The 21,090-nt window shown below is 41.4% G+C and carries 19 protein-coding genes; 4 read left to right on the top strand and 15 right to left on the bottom strand.

The window, feature by feature from the left end; translation table 11 throughout:
• Positions 1 to 66: 66 nt before the first annotated feature.
• Both alr and dnaB read right to left on the bottom strand, forming a co-directional pair.
• On the bottom strand, positions 67 to 1,158 hold the full coding sequence (alr, locus tag FPK91_RS10850) for an alanine racemase (protein WP_144211274.1): 1,092 nt from the start codon (positions 1,156 to 1,158) through the stop codon (positions 67 to 69).
• Between the two features lie 134 nt (positions 1,159 to 1,292).
• On the bottom strand, positions 1,293 to 2,702 hold the full coding sequence (dnaB, locus tag FPK91_RS10855; protein WP_144211275.1) for a replicative DNA helicase: 1,410 nt from the start codon (positions 2,700 to 2,702) through the stop codon (positions 1,293 to 1,295).
• Positions 2,703 to 2,854: 152 nt separating this feature from the next.
• Between dnaB and FPK91_RS10860 the strand changes: the two genes are divergently transcribed.
• On the top strand, positions 2,855 to 5,053 hold the full coding sequence (locus tag FPK91_RS10860; protein ID WP_144211276.1) for a S46 family peptidase: 2,199 nt from the start codon (positions 2,855 to 2,857) through the stop codon (positions 5,051 to 5,053).
• A gap of 266 nt (positions 5,054 to 5,319) precedes the next feature.
• Here FPK91_RS10860 and rplI read toward each other — a convergent pair whose 3' ends face one another.
• From rplI to rpsF, 4 genes are read right to left on the bottom strand one after another with little or no spacing between them, the layout of a single operon-like run.
• The gene (rplI, locus tag FPK91_RS10865; protein ID WP_144211277.1) at positions 5,320 to 5,772 is read right to left on the bottom strand and encodes a 50S ribosomal protein L9; all 453 of its coding nucleotides are present in this window, start codon (positions 5,770 to 5,772) and stop codon (positions 5,320 to 5,322) included.
• A 30-nt stretch (positions 5,773 to 5,802) separates the two neighbouring features.
• Entirely contained in the window at positions 5,803 to 6,030 is a 228-nt protein-coding gene (gene rpsR / locus FPK91_RS10870; protein WP_055023454.1) for a 30S ribosomal protein S18, read from the bottom strand.
• A gap of 12 nt (positions 6,031 to 6,042) precedes the next feature.
• Complete coding sequence (priB, locus tag FPK91_RS10875) at positions 6,043 to 6,345, bottom strand: primosomal replication protein N (RefSeq protein WP_144211278.1); 303 nt, start codon at positions 6,343 to 6,345, stop codon at positions 6,043 to 6,045.
• A gap of 7 nt (positions 6,346 to 6,352) precedes the next feature.
• A complete protein-coding gene (gene rpsF, locus FPK91_RS10880; RefSeq protein WP_144211279.1) occupies positions 6,353 to 6,757 on the bottom strand; it encodes a 30S ribosomal protein S6 in 405 nt (134 codons plus the stop codon).
• Between the two features lie 359 nt (positions 6,758 to 7,116).
• On the opposite strand from rpsF, the gene FPK91_RS10885 reads away from it, so the two are divergent.
• Positions 7,117 to 7,860 (top strand): DUF481 domain-containing protein, encoded by a 744-nt coding sequence (locus FPK91_RS10885; RefSeq protein WP_144211280.1) that lies wholly within the window; start codon positions 7,117 to 7,119, stop codon positions 7,858 to 7,860.
• Between the two features lie 138 nt (positions 7,861 to 7,998).
• Here FPK91_RS10885 and rlmB read toward each other — a convergent pair whose 3' ends face one another.
• From rlmB to zapE, 8 genes are all read right to left on the bottom strand, one after another.
• A complete protein-coding gene (rlmB, locus tag FPK91_RS10890; RefSeq protein ID WP_144211281.1) occupies positions 7,999 to 8,742 on the bottom strand; it encodes a 23S rRNA (guanosine(2251)-2'-O)-methyltransferase RlmB in 744 nt (247 codons plus the stop codon).
• Positions 8,743 to 8,746: 4 nt separating this feature from the next.
• A complete protein-coding gene (rnr, locus tag FPK91_RS10895) occupies positions 8,747 to 11,254 on the bottom strand; it encodes a ribonuclease R (protein ID WP_144211282.1) in 2,508 nt (835 codons plus the stop codon).
• 41 nt (positions 11,255 to 11,295) lie between these two features.
• Positions 11,296 to 11,943, bottom strand: coding sequence for a tetratricopeptide repeat protein (locus tag FPK91_RS10900; protein WP_193559199.1), 648 nt, complete (start codon positions 11,941 to 11,943; stop codon positions 11,296 to 11,298).
• A 193-nt stretch (positions 11,944 to 12,136) separates the two neighbouring features.
• Positions 12,137 to 13,432, bottom strand: coding sequence for an adenylosuccinate synthase (locus FPK91_RS10905; RefSeq protein WP_144211283.1), 1,296 nt, complete (start codon positions 13,430 to 13,432; stop codon positions 12,137 to 12,139).
• 67 nt (positions 13,433 to 13,499) lie between these two features.
• A complete protein-coding gene (locus FPK91_RS10910; protein ID WP_144211284.1) occupies positions 13,500 to 13,688 on the bottom strand; it encodes a DUF2065 domain-containing protein in 189 nt (62 codons plus the stop codon).
• A gap of 169 nt (positions 13,689 to 13,857) precedes the next feature.
• A complete protein-coding gene (rpsI, locus tag FPK91_RS10915; protein WP_144211285.1) occupies positions 13,858 to 14,250 on the bottom strand; it encodes a 30S ribosomal protein S9 in 393 nt (130 codons plus the stop codon).
• Positions 14,251 to 14,265: 15 nt separating this feature from the next.
• Complete coding sequence (gene rplM, locus FPK91_RS10920; RefSeq protein ID WP_144211286.1) at positions 14,266 to 14,697, bottom strand: 50S ribosomal protein L13; 432 nt, start codon at positions 14,695 to 14,697, stop codon at positions 14,266 to 14,268.
• A gap of 241 nt (positions 14,698 to 14,938) precedes the next feature.
• The gene (gene zapE / locus FPK91_RS10925) at positions 14,939 to 16,051 is read right to left on the bottom strand and encodes a cell division protein ZapE (RefSeq protein WP_144211287.1); all 1,113 of its coding nucleotides are present in this window, start codon (positions 16,049 to 16,051) and stop codon (positions 14,939 to 14,941) included.
• Positions 16,052 to 16,288: 237 nt separating this feature from the next.
• Here zapE and FPK91_RS10930 point away from each other — a divergent pair, with 237 nt between their 5' ends.
• The gene (locus tag FPK91_RS10930) at positions 16,289 to 17,641 is read left to right on the top strand and encodes a DegQ family serine endoprotease (RefSeq protein WP_144211288.1); all 1,353 of its coding nucleotides are present in this window, start codon (positions 16,289 to 16,291) and stop codon (positions 17,639 to 17,641) included.
• 115 nt (positions 17,642 to 17,756) lie between these two features.
• On the top strand, positions 17,757 to 18,833 hold the full coding sequence (gene degS / locus FPK91_RS10935; RefSeq protein ID WP_144211289.1) for an outer membrane-stress sensor serine endopeptidase DegS: 1,077 nt from the start codon (positions 17,757 to 17,759) through the stop codon (positions 18,831 to 18,833).
• A 484-nt stretch (positions 18,834 to 19,317) separates the two neighbouring features.
• On the opposite strand, the gene FPK91_RS10940 is transcribed toward degS, so the two are convergent.
• Complete coding sequence (locus FPK91_RS10940) at positions 19,318 to 21,021, bottom strand: Ig-like domain-containing protein (RefSeq protein WP_227006544.1); 1,704 nt, start codon at positions 21,019 to 21,021, stop codon at positions 19,318 to 19,320.
• Positions 21,022 to 21,090: the final 69 nt, after the last annotated feature.

A 21,090-nucleotide genomic window follows, 5' to 3' on the forward strand; every position in this document is an offset into this window, starting at 1 on the left:
TGATATTCCTACCTTTTATGAGATTAAGGTTTACTGCATTTCGCTATAAACCATAAATTCATTATCTCAATCTTGGAGATCAACCACCACTCTAGGTGTCAGTTTTGTGACCAACTCATAAGCAATCGTACCGATATACTCAGCCACTTCTTCAACGGCTAAATCTTTACCCCAAAGTTGCACTGAGTCACCCACAATATCCTCAGCATCGACGCCTAAGTCTACCGTGAGCATATCCATGGATACTCGACCTACAATGGGTACTCTTCGGCCATTTAGCCAAACTGGTGTTCCTTCTGGTGCATTGCGCGGATAACCGTCGCCATAGCCAATAGCAACGACACCAAGACGAGTATCACTTTTCGCCGTCCAGTAAGCGCCATAGCCGACACTTTGCCCCGCTTTGTGCTCACGCACAGCGATAAGGTTAGACACTAATTCCATCGCGGGAACGAGCCCGTGATGAACACCTCTATCACCAAATACTGGTGATACACCATAAAGTGCGATTCCGGGTCTAATCCAATCAGCTTGGCTTTGAGGCCAAAATAACGTGGCAGCCGAATTAGCTAAGGTTTGATTGCCAGGTAATTCTTTAATAAGTTGTTGAAACTCATTGATTTGCAATTGAGTAAGCGGATTATCAGGCTCATCAGCACAAGCAAAATGGGTCATTAAATGAATGGGCTTAGCCACTTGAGGACATGCTATTAGACGTTGATATACATCTTCAAACTGATCAATGCCAAAACCGAGACGGTGCATACCTGTGTCGATTTTTAGCCAGACGGTGATAGGTGATGACAGCCTTGATTGTTCTAACATCACTAATTGCGACTCATGATGCACAACCGTGTCAATGTGATGTTCTACCAATAATGGTAAATCTGACTGGCGAAAGCAGCCTTCAAGCAGTAACAATTTCGCGTCAACGCCACCTTTGCGCAGTTCCAGTGCTTCTTCAAGTCGTGCTAGCCCGAATCCGTCAGCACAATCAATACATTCACCAACTGATTGCGCTACATTGAGTAAACCATGACCATAGCCATTCGCTTTCACTACAGCCATGACTTTACTGTTAGGTGCGATTTCGCGCAGCCTAGCAAGGTTAGCTTGCAAAGCTTGACGACTTATTTCAGCACGAGGGAATGGTTTCAAATAACTGGCCTTAATGATTACACACGTTTATCAAACAGAACAAAATACAATACTAAAAAATGAGCCTCTGTGTTTACACAGAGGCTTTTGATAATAACAACATGACTAGATAAAAACGTCTTTATGAATTGAGTTTAATCTTCATCAAAAACTTGTGCGCCAGAGTAATTATCGAATCGTGAAAATTGACCTTGGAACGCTAGTGGCACCCTACCAATCGGGCCATTACGTTGTTTACCAATGATAATTTCAGCGACACCTTTTTGTTCAGAATCGTCGTTATACACTTCATCGCGGTAAATAAACATGATCAAATCGGCATCTTGCTCAATTGAACCAGATTCACGTAAATCAGAGTTAATAGGACGTTTATCTGCACGTTGCTCCAATGAACGGTTAAGCTGTGATAACGCAATCACAGGAATACTTAATTCTTTTGCTAATGACTTTAATGAGCGCGAGATTTCTGCAATCTCTAAGGTACGATTATCTTTTAAAGACGGCACTTGCATTAACTGCAAGTAATCAATCATGATCATCGATAACCCGCCATATTCACGCGCAATTCGACGCGCACGACTTCGAACATCTGTCGGCGTTAAGCCTGAGCCATCATCGATATACATTTTGCCTTGTTCAAGCATAATGCCCATTGTCGATGACACGCGAGCCCAATCTTCATCATCTAACTGACCAGTACGAATTTTAGTTTGATCGACTCGACCAAGTGATGCCAGCATACGCATCATGATTTGCTCTGATGGCATTTCCAAACTGAAAATAAGCACTGGCTTATCTTCGTTCATTGCCGCTTGCTCACACAAGTTCATCGCAAAGGTTGTTTTACCCATTGAAGGACGTGCCGCAACAATAACTAAATCACCCGCTTGGAAACCTGCAGTCATTTTATCAAGATCAGTAAAACCACTCGATACCCCGGTTACACCGTTGTGAGGGTTATTATATAACTGCTCAATTCTATCCACGGTTTTCTCAAGGATAGACTTAATGCCTTCAGGGCCTTCATTTGCTTTGGCACGAGACTCTGCAATTTTGAAAACTTTAGTTTCGGCTAAATCGAGTAAATCACTCGAATTACGACCTTCAGGGTTATAACCTGCATCCGCAATTTCATGTGCAACACCAATCATGTCACGAACGACTGCACGTTCACGAACAATGTCAGCATAAGATAAAATATTACCCGCACTTGGGGTATTTTTAGCGATTTCGCCTAAATAGGCAAAACCACCTGCATCATCGAGCTGATCTTCAACTTCAAGACGTTCTGATACGGTGATCAAATCGATCGGCTGGCTACTTTCAACCAGACGACTCATTGCGGCATAAATCATACGATGTGAGCGAGAGTAAAAATCTTCAGCTACAAGCGATTCTGCCACTCTATCCCAGGCCTCAGCATCAAGCATCAATCCACCTAAAACGGATTGTTCAGCTTCAATTGAATGCGGCGGTAACTTTAGCGCATCAACTTGAGCATCTTTGAACCTTTCTCTGGCTTTAAAAGGACCTTTTTGTGACATTAAAACTCCCAATTCCCAACATGTTTGTAAAATATGATATAACACCGAAGTCATGCAAACATGTCGCACTATTATGGTGTGAGATATTTACCGCTACTGCGGATAAAAATAATAAATCAAAAAATAAAATATAATAATACTAAGGAAAGAACATGCGTATTGCACTCGTTGCAGCCCTTGTGCTGTCTTCTGGATTTGCCCATGCCGATGAAGGCCAATGGCAACCCTATCAAATGCCTTCTATTGCAGATAAATTAGCACAGCGTGGCATCGAAATCCCAGCAAAACAACTTGCAGATTTAACCCAGTACCCAATGAATGCTGTTGTCGGTCTGGGCTATTGTACCGCCAGTTTTGTATCTCCCCAAGGCTTAGTTGTTACCAATCATCATTGTGCCTATCGTGCGATTCAATATAACAGTAAAACTGAGCACAATTACTTAGAAAGTGGCTTCTTAGCGAACACAAAAAAAGAAGAACCTTCGGCAGGACCGAATGAGAGATTATACATCACAGAAACCGTGACTGATGTTACTTCTCAAGTGAATGCGAATTTAAGCAGCGATCCCCTAACCCGATATGAAGATATTCAATCAAATCGTAAAGGGTTAATTAAAGACTGTGAAACCGATGATAACTATCGTTGTTCTGTCAGCAGTTTCCACAATGGGCTTGAATATTATCTTATTAAACAACTCATTATTCGTGATGTCCGTTTAGTCTATGCTCCACCTGAAAGTGTGGGTGCTTATGGCGGCGATATAGATAACTATGAATACCCACGTCATTCAGGTGATTTCACCTTCTTACGCGCCTATGTCGGTAAAGACGGCCAACCTGCAGGCTATGCCGAAGATAATGTGCCGTATGAGCCTAAAAGTTATTTAAAAATCAATGCTGATGGCGTTAAAGCCGGCGATGGCGTATTTGCCGCAGGTTATCCTGGCGCAACAAGTCGCTACCGCTTAACTAGCGAGCTTGAGTTTGCCAGTGATTGGATGTATCCAACCTATGCTAAGCGCTATCAACTGCAAATAGACACCATTAATCAAATGGCAACTAGTAACAGTGATATCGAGATTAAATACGCTGGTAACCTTGCCTCAATGGCAAATAGAATGAAAAAACTAAACGGCCTACTTGATGGTTTTAAAGCCACTGATATTGTTGGCATTAAGCAATCTAGAGAAGATAACTTCTTAACCTGGCTGAAAAAAGATGCTGATGCGAACCATCAATTGATTGCAGAATTAGAAAGCTTACTCGCTGAGCAAAATACTCAAATTCAAACGGATTATTACTTTAATAATGCCCAATCAAGTTCATTACTTTCTGCAGCTAAAAAGCTTTACCGTTTAGCCAAAGAAAAGCAAGTACCTGATGCGAAACGTGAACAAGGCTTCCAGCAGCGTGACATGAAAATGTTTGCTGCAAACTTAAAGCGCTTAGATCGCAGCTTTGATGCATCAGTAGATAAAACCCTTTGGCTGCAAGATTTGAATGCTTACATGGGACAAAATCAGCGAGTTGAAATCCTTGATAATGCCCTCAACAAAATTTCAGATGCACAAGCACTGTCAGCAAAACTTGATGCTTATTACGCATTAACCACACTCATGGATAAAGAGCAGCGTTTAGCGTGGATGGATAAAGATGCCCAAGCATTTGAAACCAGCTCAGATCCATTTATCCGTTTAGCCGTCGCACTCCATGACACTAACATGTCACAGGAAAAAACGGAAAATACGTTAAAAGGTAAATTATCAACGGCGCGTCCAGAGTACATGAAAGCGGTTATTAGCTATTACAAAGCTAACAATTGGCCAGTATATCCTGATGCAAACCGCACTTTGCGCATAACCTACGGTATGGTTGATGGTTATCAGTCACGTGATGCTTTATACAAGCAACCTTTTACTCGCTTAGAAGGAATTGTGGCTAAGCACACTGGTGAAGCGCCTTATAACGCACCACAAAAACTATTAGCAGCCATTAAGGCTAATGATAACGGCCAGCACACTGTGGCATCGGTTTATCAAGACCCTCGTTCATGGATTTGCCGTTTATTCTCTTGTTTAGATACCCCAGAAGAATTTAACTCGGTGCCGGTTAACTTCTTATCAAGTGTTGATACCACTGGCGGTAACTCAGGCTCACCAGTATTTAACGGTAAAGGCGAACTGGTAGGTCTTAACTTTGATTCAACCTACGAAGCGATTACTAAAGATTGGTTCTTTAATCCAACAATCACTCGTGCAGTGCACGTTGATTTTCGTTACATCCTGTGGATGATGGATAAAGTCGACCATGCGGAGAACTTGATTAATGAGTTAGAGCTAGTAAGAGATTAATTTGAAATGCCCCAACTTATATCAATAAGCTTGGGGTAACTTTTAGCAACGCTAACTGATGACAAAGTACAAACACCTGAAAGCGAACAGACTTTGAATTTTATAAGATTTGAAAGTAATAGGATTTGAATCCGCCAAGGACGATACATGAGTGGTCTTGATCTACACATCTATATTTCGTCAATAACATTCAGCGCTTAAATCATAAATTTTAGACATAAAAAAACACCGCCATTGGCGGTGTTTTCATTTAAATCAATTAGCTATTAATCTTCTGCAACAACAGAGATTTTAACAACTGATTTAACTTCAGTGTGAAGTTGAACTTCAACTTCAAAGTCACCTAGGTTGCGTAAAGCACCTAAAGGTAGACGTACTTCAGCTTTAGCTAGCTCAACGCCTGCTGCAGTAACTGCATCAGCGATGTCGCGGTTGCCAACTGAACCGAATAACTTACCTTCGTCACCAGCTTTAGAAGCGATAACAACTGACTCTAATGCAGCAAGCTTTTCAGCGCGAGCAGTACAAACACCTAGATCAGCAGCTAATTTAGCTTCTAATTCAGCGCGACGTGCTTCGAAAACTTTAACGTTTGCGTCATTAGCAACAACAGCTTTGCCTTGTGGCAAAAGGAAGTTACGAGCATAACCAGCTTTAACAGCAACTTGGTCACCTAAGTTGCCTAGGTTAGCGATTTTATCAAGCAGAATAACGTTCATTATCTAATTCCTCTGATTAAAATACTGCGATTACTGATGTAAATCAGTGTAAGGCAGTAGAGAAAGATAACGAGCACGCTTGATTGCGCGAGCTAGTTGGCGTTGATATTTAGCACTAGTACCAGTAATACGGCTAGGAACAATCTTACCGCTTTCAGTTACGTAGTTTTTTAAAGTAACGATATCTTTGTAATCAATTTCTGCAACACCTTCAGAGGTGAAACGACAGAACTTGCGACGACGGAAATAACGTGCCATGTTGACAGTCTCCTAAGTTTTCAATTCGACATTTTCGGCATGCAAAACCAATTTATTTTGGCCATTTCGCCCTTGCTGTAAAGAGATAAACCCTTCAACTTGGACCTGCACACCTGCTTTTAATTCTTCTGTTACGCTATTAAAGCGCTTACCACTTAATATGACTTGTATAAGACAATAAACGTTTCTCAACATTTCATCATCATATCGCTGTGTTTTGTGCTCTAGCGTAATCACCTTATGGGGAATTCCGCTTGGACTATCAAAACGCTTTGAACGAGTTATCGTTCCAGTCAACACTAAGTGATTAATCACAGACTAATTATTCAGCAGTTTCTTCAGCGCTTGCTTCAACTTCTTTTTCCGCAGGTGCAGCAGCTGTAGGAGCACGACGTGAATCACGCTCATCTTTTGCTTTAGCCATTGGAGAAGCTTCAGTAACAGCAGTTTTAGTGCGCATTACCATGTTACGCAGAACAGCGTCATTGAAACGGAAAGCTGTTTCTAATTCTTCCATAGACTCTGCAGATGCTTCTACGTTCATAAGAACATAGTGAGCTTTATGTAGGTCTTGAATCGGGTAAGCCAATTGACGGCGACCCCAATCTTCTAAACGGCTGATAGTACCGTTAGCATCAGTGATTACACTGCTGTAACGCTCGATCATACCTGGGACTTGTTCACTTTGATCTGGGTGAACCATAAATACGATTTCATAATGACGCATTTATTGCTCCTTACGGTTAATTAGCCTCACGTGTGGCTCAGTCAGACCAAGTTGGAGGCAAGGAACGGAATTAAATGACTGATTTGAGCGCGCGATAATACATAATGCCAGCTAATAACTCAAGTAATACTTCATCGGTATCGTATTTATTGTGTGATGTTTCCTGTTACAACGACCAAGCGTTACAGATTGCCATTAGGGAATTCGAATAACTTTTATGATTATGTGCAAAGTCTAATATTTTGATGGTGATGAATAATTTGAATTAACTGAGCGCTTTGCAGCTCAAGCGAATACAGGTATTATGTCGCTTCATCCGTATTTCAGGCGTTCCTAATAACTATTAATAGAAAAGCGTAATGAAAAAAGTCTGTATTTTATTTTCAGCTCTACTAACTACGCCTTCAGCGTGGGCACTCGTTCCTCCGGACTATAAAGAGCCACCAAGTGACTTTAAAGCTGAGGTTGAAGCCGGTATGCAATTGAATACCGGTAACAACCAATCACAAAACTTTAATGGCCGAACTTATTTCAATTACGACACAGAAAAAGCCCGCCAAGAACTCACTTTTAAGGTTTACTACGCTGCAGATAATGACTCGACGACGGCAGAAAAGTACGAGGTTTTAGCGCAATCAAGCTATAAATTGGAAAGCGGTTATATTTTTGGCCGTGGTGAGTTCACATGGGATGATTTTGGTAGTTATACCAAGTTATCTACAATTTCTACTGGTTATGGTTTTGATGTCATTTCAAATTATGATCAAAAATTAAGTTTAGAAGTTGGCCCCGGTTTTCGTTATGACTTACCAAAAGCAACAGACTCTAATTTAAACCCTGATGCCAACCAAGACGTGATTCTTCGTACGGCAGCCAAGTACACCGTCAAGTTACAAGAATTTACCAGTTTAAATGCAGATTTAACCTCAGAAGTGGGTGAAGACAATAATACCCTCACACTAGATATGAGTTACAGAAATACCTTTTTGCAAGATTGGGCTTTTAAAATTGGCGTTAATGTAAAATACACAGCCATAGTGCCAGAAGGTAGTGTGAAAACAGACACCATCACGACATTCAACTTACTTTATACTTTTCAATAATCTGTGTTTATTCGTCAGCAACACAAGCATCGTAATGTACTACTTTGTTTTCCTTTTGACTTAGCTACATGTGCTGAAATCACATACAAAAACGGGCCCTTAGGCCCGTTTTTATTATACGCGAATCAATTTAGCGTATTACTTTGCAATACGTTGACGTACTGCCTCAAACAAACAAACACCTGATGCGACTGAGACATTCAAACTTGAAACACTGCCTGCCATTGGTATCGAAACGATAGAATCACAGCTCTCACGAGTTAATCTGCGTAGACCTTTATCTTCTGCACCCATAGCTATCGCTAAAGGGCCTTTAAGGTCTGCTTGATATAACTCACAATCCGCTTCGCCTGCAGCACCAATAATCCACACACCTTTTTGTTGGATGTGACGCATTGTACGGGCAAGGTTAGTCACTTGAAATAATGGAACTGTCGCTGCTGCGCCACAAGCCACTTTGCTCACAATAGAGGTAATTCCAACAGAATTATCTTTTGGGACGATAATACCTTGAACACCTGCTGCATCAGCATTACGTAAACAAGCACCTAGATTATGTGGATCTGTGACGCCATCAAGAATTAACAGAAAGGGTAACTCTGTCTTTTCTAATAAAGCATCTAAGTCTGCTTCAGCTAAGATTTTAGCGGCTTTAACTCGTGCAACAATACCTTGATGCTGAGTACTCGCAGCCTTGTCATCTAAGACTTTACGGCTGGAATACTGCACTGCTACACCGAACTCTGTCGCTTTATTAATTAACGTTAGTAATCGCTCATCATCACGACCTTGTAATACCCAAAGTTCAATAGTGCGTTCAGGTGAATTACTTAGCAAAGCTTCAACTGCGTGAATGCCAAAAATGATATCTTGTTTTTTCATGTACTTATGTTCTCTTACGCTTTGCTTTAGTCGATGGTTTTTTAGCTGCTGGTGATGTTACGCCAGCCGCTGAACTATTTGCAGGTTTAACTGAAGGCTTTCTTTTCTTTCCACCTTTAGAACCTGATTTTTTAGCCGCGCCTTTAGGGGCACCACTTTTATCTGATGTCGTTTTTTTAGCCGTTCTTTTATCAGAACTGCCTTTACCTGAGTTACCTTTATCCGCCGCTTGCTCACCTTTTTTAGAAACATCTGCTTTAGCACCTTCAAGGTTGGCTCTTTCTCTCGCAGTTAATGGTTTTTTATTGGCCTTTTTACGACTCTTGCCGTGATCACCAATCATCATCAGATCAATCTGACGATCATCTAAGTTTACTGCAGCAACTTTAACGCTTACCTCATCACCGACTTGGTAAATCTTACGGGTATTTTCACCAATCAATCTTTGACGCATTGGATCAAACTGGTAGTAATCACTCACTAAACTTGAAATATGCACCAGACCATCAATGTACAGGTCTTTCATGCGCACAAATAAACCAAAGCTAGTCACCGAAGCAATAACCGCTTCAAACTCATCACCAACATGATCTTGCATGTATTCACACTTAAGCCAGTCACTTACGTCACGTGTTGCTTCATCAGCGCGGCGCTCAGTGGTTGAACATTCCTCGCCGAGCTTATCCAACTCATCAAGTTGATAATTAAAGCCACCTTCAGGGGTCCATTTTTGCTTGATTTCACCTTCTTTAGCCGCTAATAAATAACGGATAACACGGTGTAATACTAAATCTGGATAACGGCGAATAGGCGATGTGAAATGCGAGTACTCTTCTAAGGCTAAGCCAAAGTGGCCATCATTATCAGGGGTGTAAACGGCTTGTCTCATTGAACGCAGTAACATTATCTGAATCAATTCAGCATCAGGTCGGTCTGCAATTTTCAGCATTAAGTCCTGATAATCTGACGGTGTCGGTTCCGTACCACCATTCATAGATAAACCACGTTCAGACAGAAACTCTTTGAAGTTAGCCAATTTAGTTTCTGATGGCGATTCATGTACGCGATAAAGCACTTCACCTTTATGCTTTTTAACGAACTTAGCTGAGGCTACGTTGGCTAAAATCATACATTCTTCAATAATTTTGTGTGCTTGGTTACGACTGCGAGGCACAATCGCTTCAATTTTACGTTGCTCATTAAACACAAATTGTGTTTCAACGGTTTCAAATGCAATGGCACCACGTTCGGCGCGGCGCTCATTTAACGTTAAATATAATGATTGTAAGCACTGAAGCGGCTTAAATAACGCTTCATGTTCAGGCGCTATCGCACCACCTTCTAACATTGATGCCACTTGCGTATAAGTAAAACGCGCATGTGAATGCATCACTGCCGGATAAAATTTATAACCTGATAATTTACCCGCTGCCGAAATGGTCATTTCAGCAACCATACATAAGCGATCAACATGTGGGTTTAACGAACATAAACCATTAGAGATCTTCTCAGGTAGCATTGGGATAACTTGTGATGGGAAATACACTGAGTTACCACGTGCTCTTGCTTCGTCATCGAGTGCCGAATCGGTGCGCACATAATGGCTCACATCAGCAATCGCGACCCATAAACGCCAGCCACCGCTAGGTTTAGTTTCAGCATAAACAGCATCATCAAAGTCACGGGCATCTTCACCATCAATAGTCACTAATGGTAAGTGTCTTAAATCGACTCGTCCTTCCTTATCTGACTCTGGAACTTCATCAGGAATTCGCTTAAGCTTTTTCTCAATAACTGCTGACCATTTGTGCGGTAAATCGTAATTGCGCAGTGCAATTTCAATTTCCATACCTGGCGCCATTGTCTTACCCAGTACTTCGGTTACTTTAGCTGCGGCTTTGACAAATCGGCCTGGGCGGCGAGTTAATTCAACCACCACAACGTCACCGGCACGTGCGCCGTTAGCATCCTCTTTAGCCACTAAGATTTCTTGAGTAATACGTCTGTCATCAGCAATCACAAATGCCATTCCAGCATCAACATGATAACGACCAACTAACGGTGCAACTCGTTGCTGAACCAGACGTACAATACGCGCTTCACGTCGACCGCGACGATCAGAGCCTGCTTTCTGTGCCAATACTTTATCGCCGTGAAAATACATTTGCATGTCACGGTTATTGATAAATAGATCATCTCCACCTTCATCAGATTTAAAAAATCCAAATCCGTCTCGATGTCCGATAACGCTACCGGTTAGCAAATCCATTTTTTCAGGAAGACCATAACTATGGCCGCGGGTATAAACTAATTGTCCATCACGTTCCATCGCACGCAAGCGTCTTCTCAACGCTTCTAAATGATCTTCGTCGACCATTTTAAGTGCTGCTGCGATATGTTCTCTAGTGACAGGTGATTTCTGTTCGCGCAAATACTCTAGGATATATTCACGGCTTGGGATTGGGTTTTCGTACTTGTCTTGTTCTCTTTCAAAATGAGGATCGGTGATCATTCAATTTCCAAATAATTTACTCCCACGTGGGAGTCTTAGCGCTAATGCAACTGCGGCTGCTGTGCTCGCTCTACAATACTGGCGGGCATTTTAGCGGCTAACATCTGCAATAATGATGTGGCTTTCTTTTGTGATGCGGCATCATTAAATACGCTGTTATATAACCAATGGTAACCTAACTGATAATCAACTGGGCTACCATAACCTTCGCCGTATAGGCGAACTAACATTAATCGTGCAGGTACGTCACCATTGGCTGCTGCCGGCATAACATACTGTACAGCACGATTCCTATCTTTCACTACCATTTGACCGTGATAGTAATATTCGGCCAGTTTTAGCATCGCCTCGGCGCTACCTTGCTCTGCAGCAGTTTGTAACAGCTTCATACCACGGGATGCATGTTTATCGACACATACCCCATAATTGAGCATTTCACCCCACAAAAATTGGTACATGGGTTGTTTTAAAATTTCGGCTCTTGCTTCAATATCTTGGACTAATTGACAGTCATCAAGCTTAACTTGCTTCAAGTAAACATCATTACGGATCAATTTAAGTAATTGCTCATCACTATAGATATCTACCGATGTTAATTCAGCCATGGCTAAATTTGGTAGTAAGCACAACACGAATAAACATAAACGTAGCATAACGATTCTCAATGACACTTTAGTTACTCTATGCATCGGCATTATAGCCTACTTCTTGAGTATTAACTGCACAAAAAGCAATAATTACGAGTAAATTGAAAAGCGATTATGATTTGAAAAACGGAGTAAAAGGAAGTGAAATGACGGGACTTACCGATTCAATTTTATCGTCTAACGTTTAATAATTCAAAATAGTAAAAAGGCCGCTAATTAGCGGCCTTTTTATGTGTTAGTTAAATGGATTAACTAATACGATTGTCTCGTTTCTATCAGGACCGGTTGAAACTATATCAACAGGTGCTTCAAGTAACTCTTCGATACGCGCAATATAATTAAGCGCTGCTTGTGGCAGTTGCTCAATTGATGTCGCACCGAAAGTAGACTCACTCCAGCCAGGCATAGATTCGAATACTGGCGTAACCAGATCGTATCCTTCAGCTGCAAGTGGTGTGACAGTTTCTACAGTTCCATCAGGATACTGGTAACCAACACAAATCTTAACTTCTTCAAGACCGTCAAGAACATCAAGTTTAGTTAGGCAGAAGCCGCTTACACTGTTGATTTGAACTGCACGGCGCATTGCCACTGCATCCAACCAACCTGGACGACGTTTACGACCAGTAGTCGCACCAAACTCTTGACCTTTATGGCCTAAGTAATCGCCAATCTCATTATCAAGCTCAGTTGGGAATGGACCAGCACCTACACGTGTAGTGTAAGCTTTCATGATACCTAGAACATAATCTAAATGACGAGGACCAAAACCAGAACCAGTAGCTACGCCACCTGCTGTAGTATTTGATGAAGTCACATATGGATATGTACCATGGTCGATATCAAGTAGAGTACCTTGTGCACCTTCAAATAAGATTGGCTCACCCGCTTTACGGGCAGTATCTAATAATTCAGTAACATCAGTACACATGCTCTTCAGATAATCAGCAATTGCCAATGCATCATCAAGCGTCTGTTGATAATCAACAGCGTCACAGTCATAGTATTCAGTTAGCATAAAGTTGTGATATTTCATCACTTCTTTTAGTTTAACTGCGAATAGCTCTGCATTGAATAAATCACCAACGCGTAGACCACGACGAGAAACTTTATCTTCATAAGCTGGACCAATACCGCGTCCCGTTGTACCGATAGCTTGATTTCCGCGCGCTTTTTCGCGAGCGACATCAAGAGCACAATGGAAAGGTAGGATCAGTGGACAAGCTTCTGAAATAAGAAGACGCTCTTCGACAGGAACACCACGCCCTTTAAGCATAGTAATTTCTTTCATCAAAGCATCAGGAGCCAGCACTACACCATTACCAATAATGCATTTCACATTATCGCGTAATATTCCTGACGGAATTAAATGAAGTACGGTTTTATCACCGTCAATTACCAAAGTATGACCAGCATTGTGGCCGCCCTGGTAACGAACTACATATTTTGCCTGTTCTGTTAGAAGGTCGACAATCTTACCTTTTCCTTCGTCACCCCATTGGGTGCCGAGTACTACTACGTTTTTGCCCATCGTTTGCTGCAAGGTTGCGGTATAAAGGCGAATTTTAACAGAATCTAGGGGGTATTATGCAAGTATTTTATGCGAAAATTATTAATAGTACTATCCCTGCAGAGACCAGACATCCACCTAACCTCCTGAGAACATTCTCATTTTGCATAGAAACTTCCGCTAAATATTTTTTCCATTTTTGTGGAAAAATTAATGGTCCAACACCTTCAAGAACCAAAACCAGTCCGATCGCAAACATCAATACTTGAAAATCCATCGCACACTTCCAATATTTCGTTTCATATCTGTCTAATTAAAATGGAATACACCATAACCTACTATCAACCGGTATAGTTTAAAGCCCATTTAGCATAGTGTGCATTTCATCAAAAAAAAAGCAATAAAAAACCCAGCATATGCTGGGTTTTTTGAATCCAAAAAACGAATTAACGTTTTGAGAATTGTGGCTTACGACGTGCTTTACGTAGACCGACTTTCTTACGCTCAACTTTACGAGCATCACGGGTAACGAAACCAGCAGCACGTAATGAAGGACGTAGACCTTCGTCTAATTGTAGCAATGCACGAGTAATACCGTGACGAATTGCACCTGCTTGGCCAGTGGTTCCACCGCCCTTTACAGTTACATAGATGTCAAATTTGTCAGTCATTTCAACTAGCTCTAGTGGTTGACGAACAACCATACGAGCAGTTTCACGACCAAAATATACATCTAGTGGACGCTGGTTAACAACGATTTGACCACTACCTGCTTTAGCGAATACGCGAGCAGTTGATGTTTTACGACGGCCAGTGCCGTAGTACTGAGTTGCAGACATTAGCTTACTCCCGTATTAGATATCAAGAACTTGAGGTTGTTGTGCAGCATGGTTATGTTCAGTGCCAGCGTAAACTTTAAGTTTACGGAACATAGCACGGCCCAAAGGACCTTTTGGCAACATACCCTTAACTGCTTTCTCGATAATCATTTCAGGCTTATGATCTTGCAGCTTTTCAAAAGAAATCTGCTTAATACCACCAATGAAACCTGAATGTGAGTAGTAAATTTTGCCTTTAGCTTTGTTACCAGTCACAGTAACTTTCTCAGCGTTAATAACGATGATGTAGTCACCAGTGTCAACATGAGGTGTATACTCTGGTTTATGCTTTCCACGTAAACGTGTAGCAATTTCAGTAGCGATACGACCTAAAGTTTTACCTTCAGCATCAACGACGAACCAGTCACGTGTGACTGTTTCTGGTGTAGCAGTAAATGTAGTCTTCATTTTTACAAAAACCCAATGTTTAAAATTCTGTCTCAATGCTGATTGCCGAATGCAAACAACACAATGACCATTTCAAAGCCCCTTCGAGCTGAAATTGGTTTAAATCGTCCACCCAAATTCGGTGGAGTAACGAGGGCAGGTGGCGGATTATAGACAAAGATGAGTTAAAAATCACCTAATTTCTGCGAGTTTTCAAAAAAACTTCAAAGGTGACTTTTAGAAAGACTGCTTCATTTAACAATTAAGGTAAATGTTCAAGCATTAAATAGTCATGTGATTGCATTTCAATCAATCTTGAGCGACAGCGTCTAAATTCGAAGCTTAATAAACCATCAGTATAAATATCTTCTAAAGAGACTTCTGCGGATATAATTAGCTTTACATTGCGTTCGTAAAACTCATCTACCATCGCAAGGAAACGCCTAGCAATATCATCACCTGTGGTTGCTGACCCCATTCTCTCAAGACCACTCAATAAAACAGTATGATAGAGACGAGCAACTTCCATATAATCACGTTGCGAGCGTGGGCCATCACACAAGTCTCTGAAATTAGCCAACAGCACGCCTTGTGATTGCTGACGAATAGCAATATCACGGCCTTCAATTTCAATAGCATCAGTAAACACTTCTGACTCAGGAGCAAGCTGCGAAAAGTAACTCAGTAAATTCTTATCTGCAGCTTCGTCAAGTGGGTAATGGTAGATTTCAGCTTGCTCTAAAGTGCGTAGTCGATAATCTATACCCGAATCGACATTGAGAATTTCACAGTTTTTATTTATCAGCTCAATAGCAGGTAGAAATCTGACTCGCTGCAAGCCATTTTTATAAAGTTCATCAGGAATGATGTTAGAAGTGGCCACTAAAGCGACTCCTTCTTTAAATAAGTACTGAAACAAAGTGCCAAGTAGCATGGCATCTGTAATGTCAGAAACAAAAAACTCATCAAAACAAATTATTTTATATTGCTGAGCCATCTTCTTGGCAATCGTTATTAAAGGGTCTTGAACACCTTCAATTTCGCCTAAATCGTGATGTAATTGGTGCATAAAGCGATGGAAATGCGCTCTTAGCTTCTTATCTGTAGGCAACGCATCGAAGAAAGTATCCATTAAGTAAGTCTTACCTCGACCTACCCCGCCCCACAAATATAGCCCCTGAATAGAAGGTGTAGATTTCTTTAGCCCAACGGCACCAAGAAACTTACTAATAGATGACGTTTGAGTATCAGCAGCGATGAGTTCTTCATAAACTCGCTGTAATGATTTTACAGCTTGCTCTTGTGCTAAATCATGGGAGAAACCTTCACGGGTTAAATCTTGTTGGTAATGCTGCCAAGGGCTTAACTGCGACACAGGGACTACTCTCTTTATACTGCTGAAAATTCGACATAATCATAACATGACACATAAACCTGACGTAACGGCAATCAACACAAAAAATTAACCTTTGTTAATAAAGGCTGAACTTATTGAAACGAACCCGACTCCGAGGTTATATAGTTAATGTACGTTACATATGAATATTTCGATCTTTATCATGTTAGTAAACATACAATAAAGCATTGTTTAGTCTTCAAGGAGCAAGAATCAATGAAATCCAAATTAACCATACTTTCAGCGGCACTGTTAACCGCCTCATTATCTTTGATGCCAACAATTTCACATGCGGCAATTCCACAAGCTGTTAATGGTCAAGCTTTACCAAGTCTCGCTCCGATGCTTGAAAAAACCACTCCTGCTGTTGTTTCAGTCGCAGTAAGTGGAACTCAAACATCTAAACAGCAAATCCCCGATGTATTCAAATATTTCTTCGGCCCTAATGCACCACAAGAGCAAGTTCAGGAACGCCCATTTAGAGGGCTAGGTTCTGGTGTCATTATTAATGCCAAAGAAGGTTATATTGTTACTAACAATCATGTCATTAATGGTGCTGATGAAATCAAAATTGGCTTACATGACGGCCGTGAAGTTGATGCCAAGTTAATTGGGTCTGATCCTGAGTCTGATATTGCGTTATTACAAATAGAAGCTAAAAACCTCACTCAAGTAAAACAGACTAATTCTGACGATATTCGAGTCGGCGATTTTGCTATCGCAATCGGTAATCCATTTGGTTTAGGTCAAACTGTTACATCTGGCATTGTTAGTGCGCTAGGCCGCAGTGGCCTTGGTATTGAAATGCTCGAAAACTTTATTCAAACCGATGCAGCTATCAATAGTGGTAACTCAGGTGGTGCATTGGTAAATCTTAACGGTGAACTTATTGGAATTAACACCGCTATCGTAGCTCCTGGTGGCGGTAACGTTGGGATTGGTTTTGCCATTCCTGCCAACATGGTTAATAACCTTATCAATCAAATTATTGAACACGGTGAAGTGAAACGTGGCGTGCTGGGTGTTACAGGTCGTGATTTAGACAATGACCTTGCCAAGGCATTCGGATTAGAAACCCAACATGGTGGATTCATTAGTGAAGTCATGCCCGACAGCGCTGCAGATAAAGCAGGTATTGAAGCGGGTGATATCATCATTAGTGTGAATGGCAAGGAGGTTAAAAACTTCCAAGCTCTGCGAGCTAAAGTGGCCACGATGGGCGCGGGTGCCAAAGTAGAAATTGGCATTATTCGAGATGGTGATAAAGAGTCGGTCAAAGTTACTCTCGGTGAGTCGACTTCAAGTTCAGGTAGTGAAGCTGATGCATTACATCCAATGCTTGAAGGTGCAGAGCTCAGTAATAGTCGCAAAGGCATTGAAATATTAAATGTTGCCCAAGGCTCCCCTGCTGCAAGAAATGGCCTTGAAGAAGGTGATTTAATTGTTGGTCTCAATCGCAGTAAAGTGAAAAATTTAGAAGGTTTAAAAGAGCAGTTAAAAAGCCAACAAGGCGCTGTCGCGCTGAAGATATTGCGCAACAATACCTTGCTCTATTTAGTGCTTCGTTAATATTTACGATTAAATAATCAAATGATTATCAGATAAGCATCGCAGTCTCGCTGCGATGCTTAATTTTTTGAATCATGATAAGATCCTGCTCACATATCCATTACGTAGTCAGCCAATGAACTTCAAAGACACAATTCTCTATTTAACGAAAGCGGTAGTATTTGGGTTGGTCATGGCGGCAGCATTTCTATTTGTTACTTCAATAACTCAAAATAGTAATTTTAATAATGGCTTAACCACCACCCAGCATCGCAACGAATTATCCTTTGCTAAAGCTGTACGCCGAGCGGCTCCAGCCGTAGTTAATATTTATAGCCTCAGTTTAGATCAAAATAGCCCGCTTAATTCAAGCTCACTTCAAGGGCTAGGTTCTGGGGTTATCATGAGCGCTGAAGGCTACATTTTAACCAACTACCATGTTATCAAAAAAGCTGACGAAATTGTTATCGCACTGCAAGATGGTCGTAAATTCACGTCTGAAGTTGTCGGCTCTGATCCTGTCACTGATTTAACCGTACTAAAAATTGAAGGCGATAACTTACCTGTTGTCCCTATAAACCTGAATAACCCAGCACGAGTCGGCGATGTAGTGCTTGCCATTGGTAACCCGTATAATTTAGGCCAAACTATTACTCAGGGCATTATCAGCGCAACGGGTCGAAACGGCTTAAGCTCAGGATACTTGGACTTTTTACAAACCGATGCTGCCATTAATGCCGGTAACTCCGGCGGTGCGCTTATAGACACTGGCGGCGAACTCATTGGTATTAATACTGCTGCGTTCCAAGTCGGTGAGGAAGGCGGTGGTCATGGCATCAACTTCGCCATCCCTTTAAAGCTCGCTCACAGTATTATGGGGAAACTCATCAAAAATGGTCGCGTTATACGGGGCGCATTAGGTATTTCTGGCGAACCATTAAGCCCTGTAATGGCACAAATACTCAATTTACCGGATCTAAAAGGGGTATTGATCAATTCTGTAGACCCACAAGGGCCTGCAGCTACCGCCAAGCTTCTTCGAAGAGATGTCATCATTAGTTATGGTGAAGAAAGCGTACCAGGCGTTGAGATGCTAATGGATAGAATCGCAGAAACCCCACCTGGGGATAAAGTAACGATGACCATCATTCGTGAAGGTAAATCTTATGACGTGCCAGTGATTATTGGCGAGAAAGTAGCAGAGTTAGAGTAACTCAATCACTCTTAGCCAAACACCAATTAAATAGATAATCCTCAGTGTAGTAGATTAATACTTTTACTCATCACTATGCTGAATAATCATTGCGACAAGCAACTTTTCCTATTGGTTTTATCAAAGCTGATATCTAGTTCAATTCACCATCCCACCCTAGTTAAATGTGTTGATATGCTCAGTATGTGGCTTGTGCAATTCAATCATTAGCATCTAACAGTGTTAATCCAATGATTAACTGCAACTTCGGTGTAAAGCCGTTTATTCATAGCGGTCAAACCTCTGTATTTTGACATTCTAGAACAGACTCTTTCGTTGCGATAAAGCGAATAAACCTTTTGGATAGTAACCCTTTGGCCATTACATGCTTGGCAGTTACTGAGCTAAACGGAGACAATTAACAGTTTGAAATCAAAGATAGATAAAAAAGCCGCTCTCGTGGGTAGGAGAACGGCTTAGGTCGGAGGAGATGATAAATTACGGTTTATTTATGCATTTTCCCACCAGGGAGTTTTTCTACATAACCTGCTGTATCAGCATGACATTCACCACAAGAGTACTGCGCTGTAGACCAAGGCATTTGGAACTTGCCATCTTCAGTAAATTGTTTCGCTGCTGGGTCTAAATCAATCGTAAACAAATGAGACATCACATCGCCAAAGGCTGTAGTGCCATCTTTTCCTAGATGGGTAACAGCACTCTTAGCTAACTTAGGCATATGACAATCTGTACAATCTGATACGAATTCGTGTAGTCCAACAGTGAACTCCATTTCATACTCACCTGTGTGACAAGAGGTACATTCTTTTACAGCTCCCGTGTGCAAGCCATCAGCACTATCTTGATTCTTAGTCGATTTATGAGAATCATGACAGGTAGTACACGCCATTTCACTCTTAGGGCCAATCTCATCACCTGCTGTATAAGTGCCATGATCTTCAGGAACAACACCTAACAGTTCATCGCCAGTCTGGTGATGTTGAGATAATCCACCTTTTGCGATAATACGGCCACCTACTTTGCTTCCATCAGGATAAGCTGCATTATAAGGGCTTACATAGCTAGGATAATCCTTCTCGCCATCACGAGTATGACATTCAGCACAAGTCACCGCTTTACCGTATCCCATATCATCAGCTAAAAAGTCTGCAGTAGTTCTTGCTACAGCGATTTTGGTTATATTAGCTTTTGATGGTGCAGCGATATGTTCACTACCAGCGCCATGACAGGATTCACACTGGATACCTTGCTCAGCAAATGTTCCACCCATACCTGGTAGATCATCTTGGCGGTCAGGATTACGAATATCACCATCTTCAGTTGTAGTCCGTTTCCAACCAGTGGTATGACAATTACCACACTTGTATTGGTAGTTCATGTCACCTGTTTTATAGTTACCCATGACATCAGGGTCATTAAGGTGATTTTCTGGAATATTCAGTTCACCATCTGCATTACGAATGTTGTATTGCACATTGGTACCAGTAACGATGTAACCTTCAGCATCTAACCAACGCATCTTCCAATGATAACCACCTACGACATAAGAAACATCATCATAACTTGTTGGTGCACCTAGATCGTTATTAGTTGTACCATCGCCGTCTGGCCCTGCAAACTGCAGTAAATCAATTGCTCCTGTAATGGTCTCTTCTGGAGTGTAAGGGAAACTTGGTTGTTCACCATTGGAAATTTTTTGAATTTTAAAGTTATGACCCGTTTTAGCAAATGATTCATATTTTTCACTGTGACAACCGGCACAAGATGCTGAACCAACATAGCTAATGGGTTCTGGCTCAGGTAGGGCCTCAACGGTAACAGTCACTACTGCTGACGCATTATCGATACCATCTGTTATTGTATAACTAAATGTCACTTCGCCAGTTTCTGCGCCAGCGGTATATTCAACCATGCCATTTTTTATTGATGCACTTTCAGTATCTACTGACACAATCGAAAGCTCATCACCATCTGCATCGGTATCATTTGCAAGAACATCAATTGTGACGGTGTTAGTGGCTAATACATTAGCTACGTCATCGACCGCGACTGGGGGAGTATTTTCTACAGGGGGAGTAGTATCATCACTGTCACTACTACAAGCAACCAACATGGTGATCATACTGGCAAGTAATAATTTTTTACATGGGATTTGTGCATTCATAAGTTCATCCTCAATATTGCTCATATTCATATCGCCAACATCAAAGTAATGGCGATTGATATGTCTCTATGGACATGTTGCAATTATTGAAGA

The sequence above is a fragment of the Shewanella donghaensis genome (assembly GCF_007567505.1).
In the GTDB taxonomy this organism is placed as follows: Bacteria; Pseudomonadota; Gammaproteobacteria; order Enterobacterales; family Shewanellaceae; genus Shewanella; species Shewanella donghaensis.

Excerpts from the sequence above, each read along its gene's own strand:
- rlmB (WP_144211281.1), bottom strand. The coding sequence starts at position 8,742 with ATGAAAAAACAAGATATCATTTTTGGCATTCACGCAGTTGAAGCTTTG.
- rnr (WP_144211282.1), bottom strand. The coding sequence starts at position 11,254 with ATGATCACCGATCCTCATTTTGAAAGAGAACAAGACAAGTACGAAAAC.
- FPK91_RS10885 (WP_144211280.1), top strand. The coding sequence starts at position 7,117 with ATGAAAAAAGTCTGTATTTTATTTTCAGCTCTACTAACTACGCCTTCA.
- FPK91_RS10910 (WP_144211284.1), bottom strand. The coding sequence starts at position 13,688 with ATGGATTTTCAAGTATTGATGTTTGCGATCGGACTGGTTTTGGTTCTT.
- degS (WP_144211289.1), top strand. The coding sequence starts at position 17,757 with ATGAACTTCAAAGACACAATTCTCTATTTAACGAAAGCGGTAGTATTT.
- dnaB (WP_144211275.1), bottom strand. The coding sequence starts at position 2,702 with ATGTCACAAAAAGGTCCTTTTAAAGCCAGAGAAAGGTTCAAAGATGCT.
- FPK91_RS10940 (WP_227006544.1), bottom strand. The coding sequence starts at position 21,021 with ATGAGCAATATTGAGGATGAACTTATGAATGCACAAATCCCATGTAAA.
- rplI (WP_144211277.1), bottom strand. The coding sequence starts at position 5,772 with ATGAACGTTATTCTGCTTGATAAAATCGCTAACCTAGGCAACTTAGGT.
- rpsR (WP_055023454.1), bottom strand. The coding sequence starts at position 6,030 with ATGGCACGTTATTTCCGTCGTCGCAAGTTCTGTCGTTTCACCTCTGAA.
- FPK91_RS10930 (WP_144211288.1), top strand. The coding sequence starts at position 16,289 with ATGAAATCCAAATTAACCATACTTTCAGCGGCACTGTTAACCGCCTCA.
- rpsI (WP_144211285.1), bottom strand. The coding sequence starts at position 14,250 with ATGTCTGCAACTCAGTACTACGGCACTGGCCGTCGTAAAACATCAACT.
- rpsF (WP_144211279.1), bottom strand. The coding sequence starts at position 6,757 with ATGCGTCATTATGAAATCGTATTTATGGTTCACCCAGATCAAAGTGAA.
- rplM (WP_144211286.1), bottom strand. The coding sequence starts at position 14,697 with ATGAAGACTACATTTACTGCTACACCAGAAACAGTCACACGTGACTGG.
- FPK91_RS10905 (WP_144211283.1), bottom strand. The coding sequence starts at position 13,432 with ATGGGCAAAAACGTAGTAGTACTCGGCACCCAATGGGGTGACGAAGGA.
- FPK91_RS10860 (WP_144211276.1), top strand. The coding sequence starts at position 2,855 with ATGCGTATTGCACTCGTTGCAGCCCTTGTGCTGTCTTCTGGATTTGCC.
- FPK91_RS10900 (WP_193559199.1), bottom strand. The coding sequence starts at position 11,943 with ATGCATAGAGTAACTAAAGTGTCATTGAGAATCGTTATGCTACGTTTA.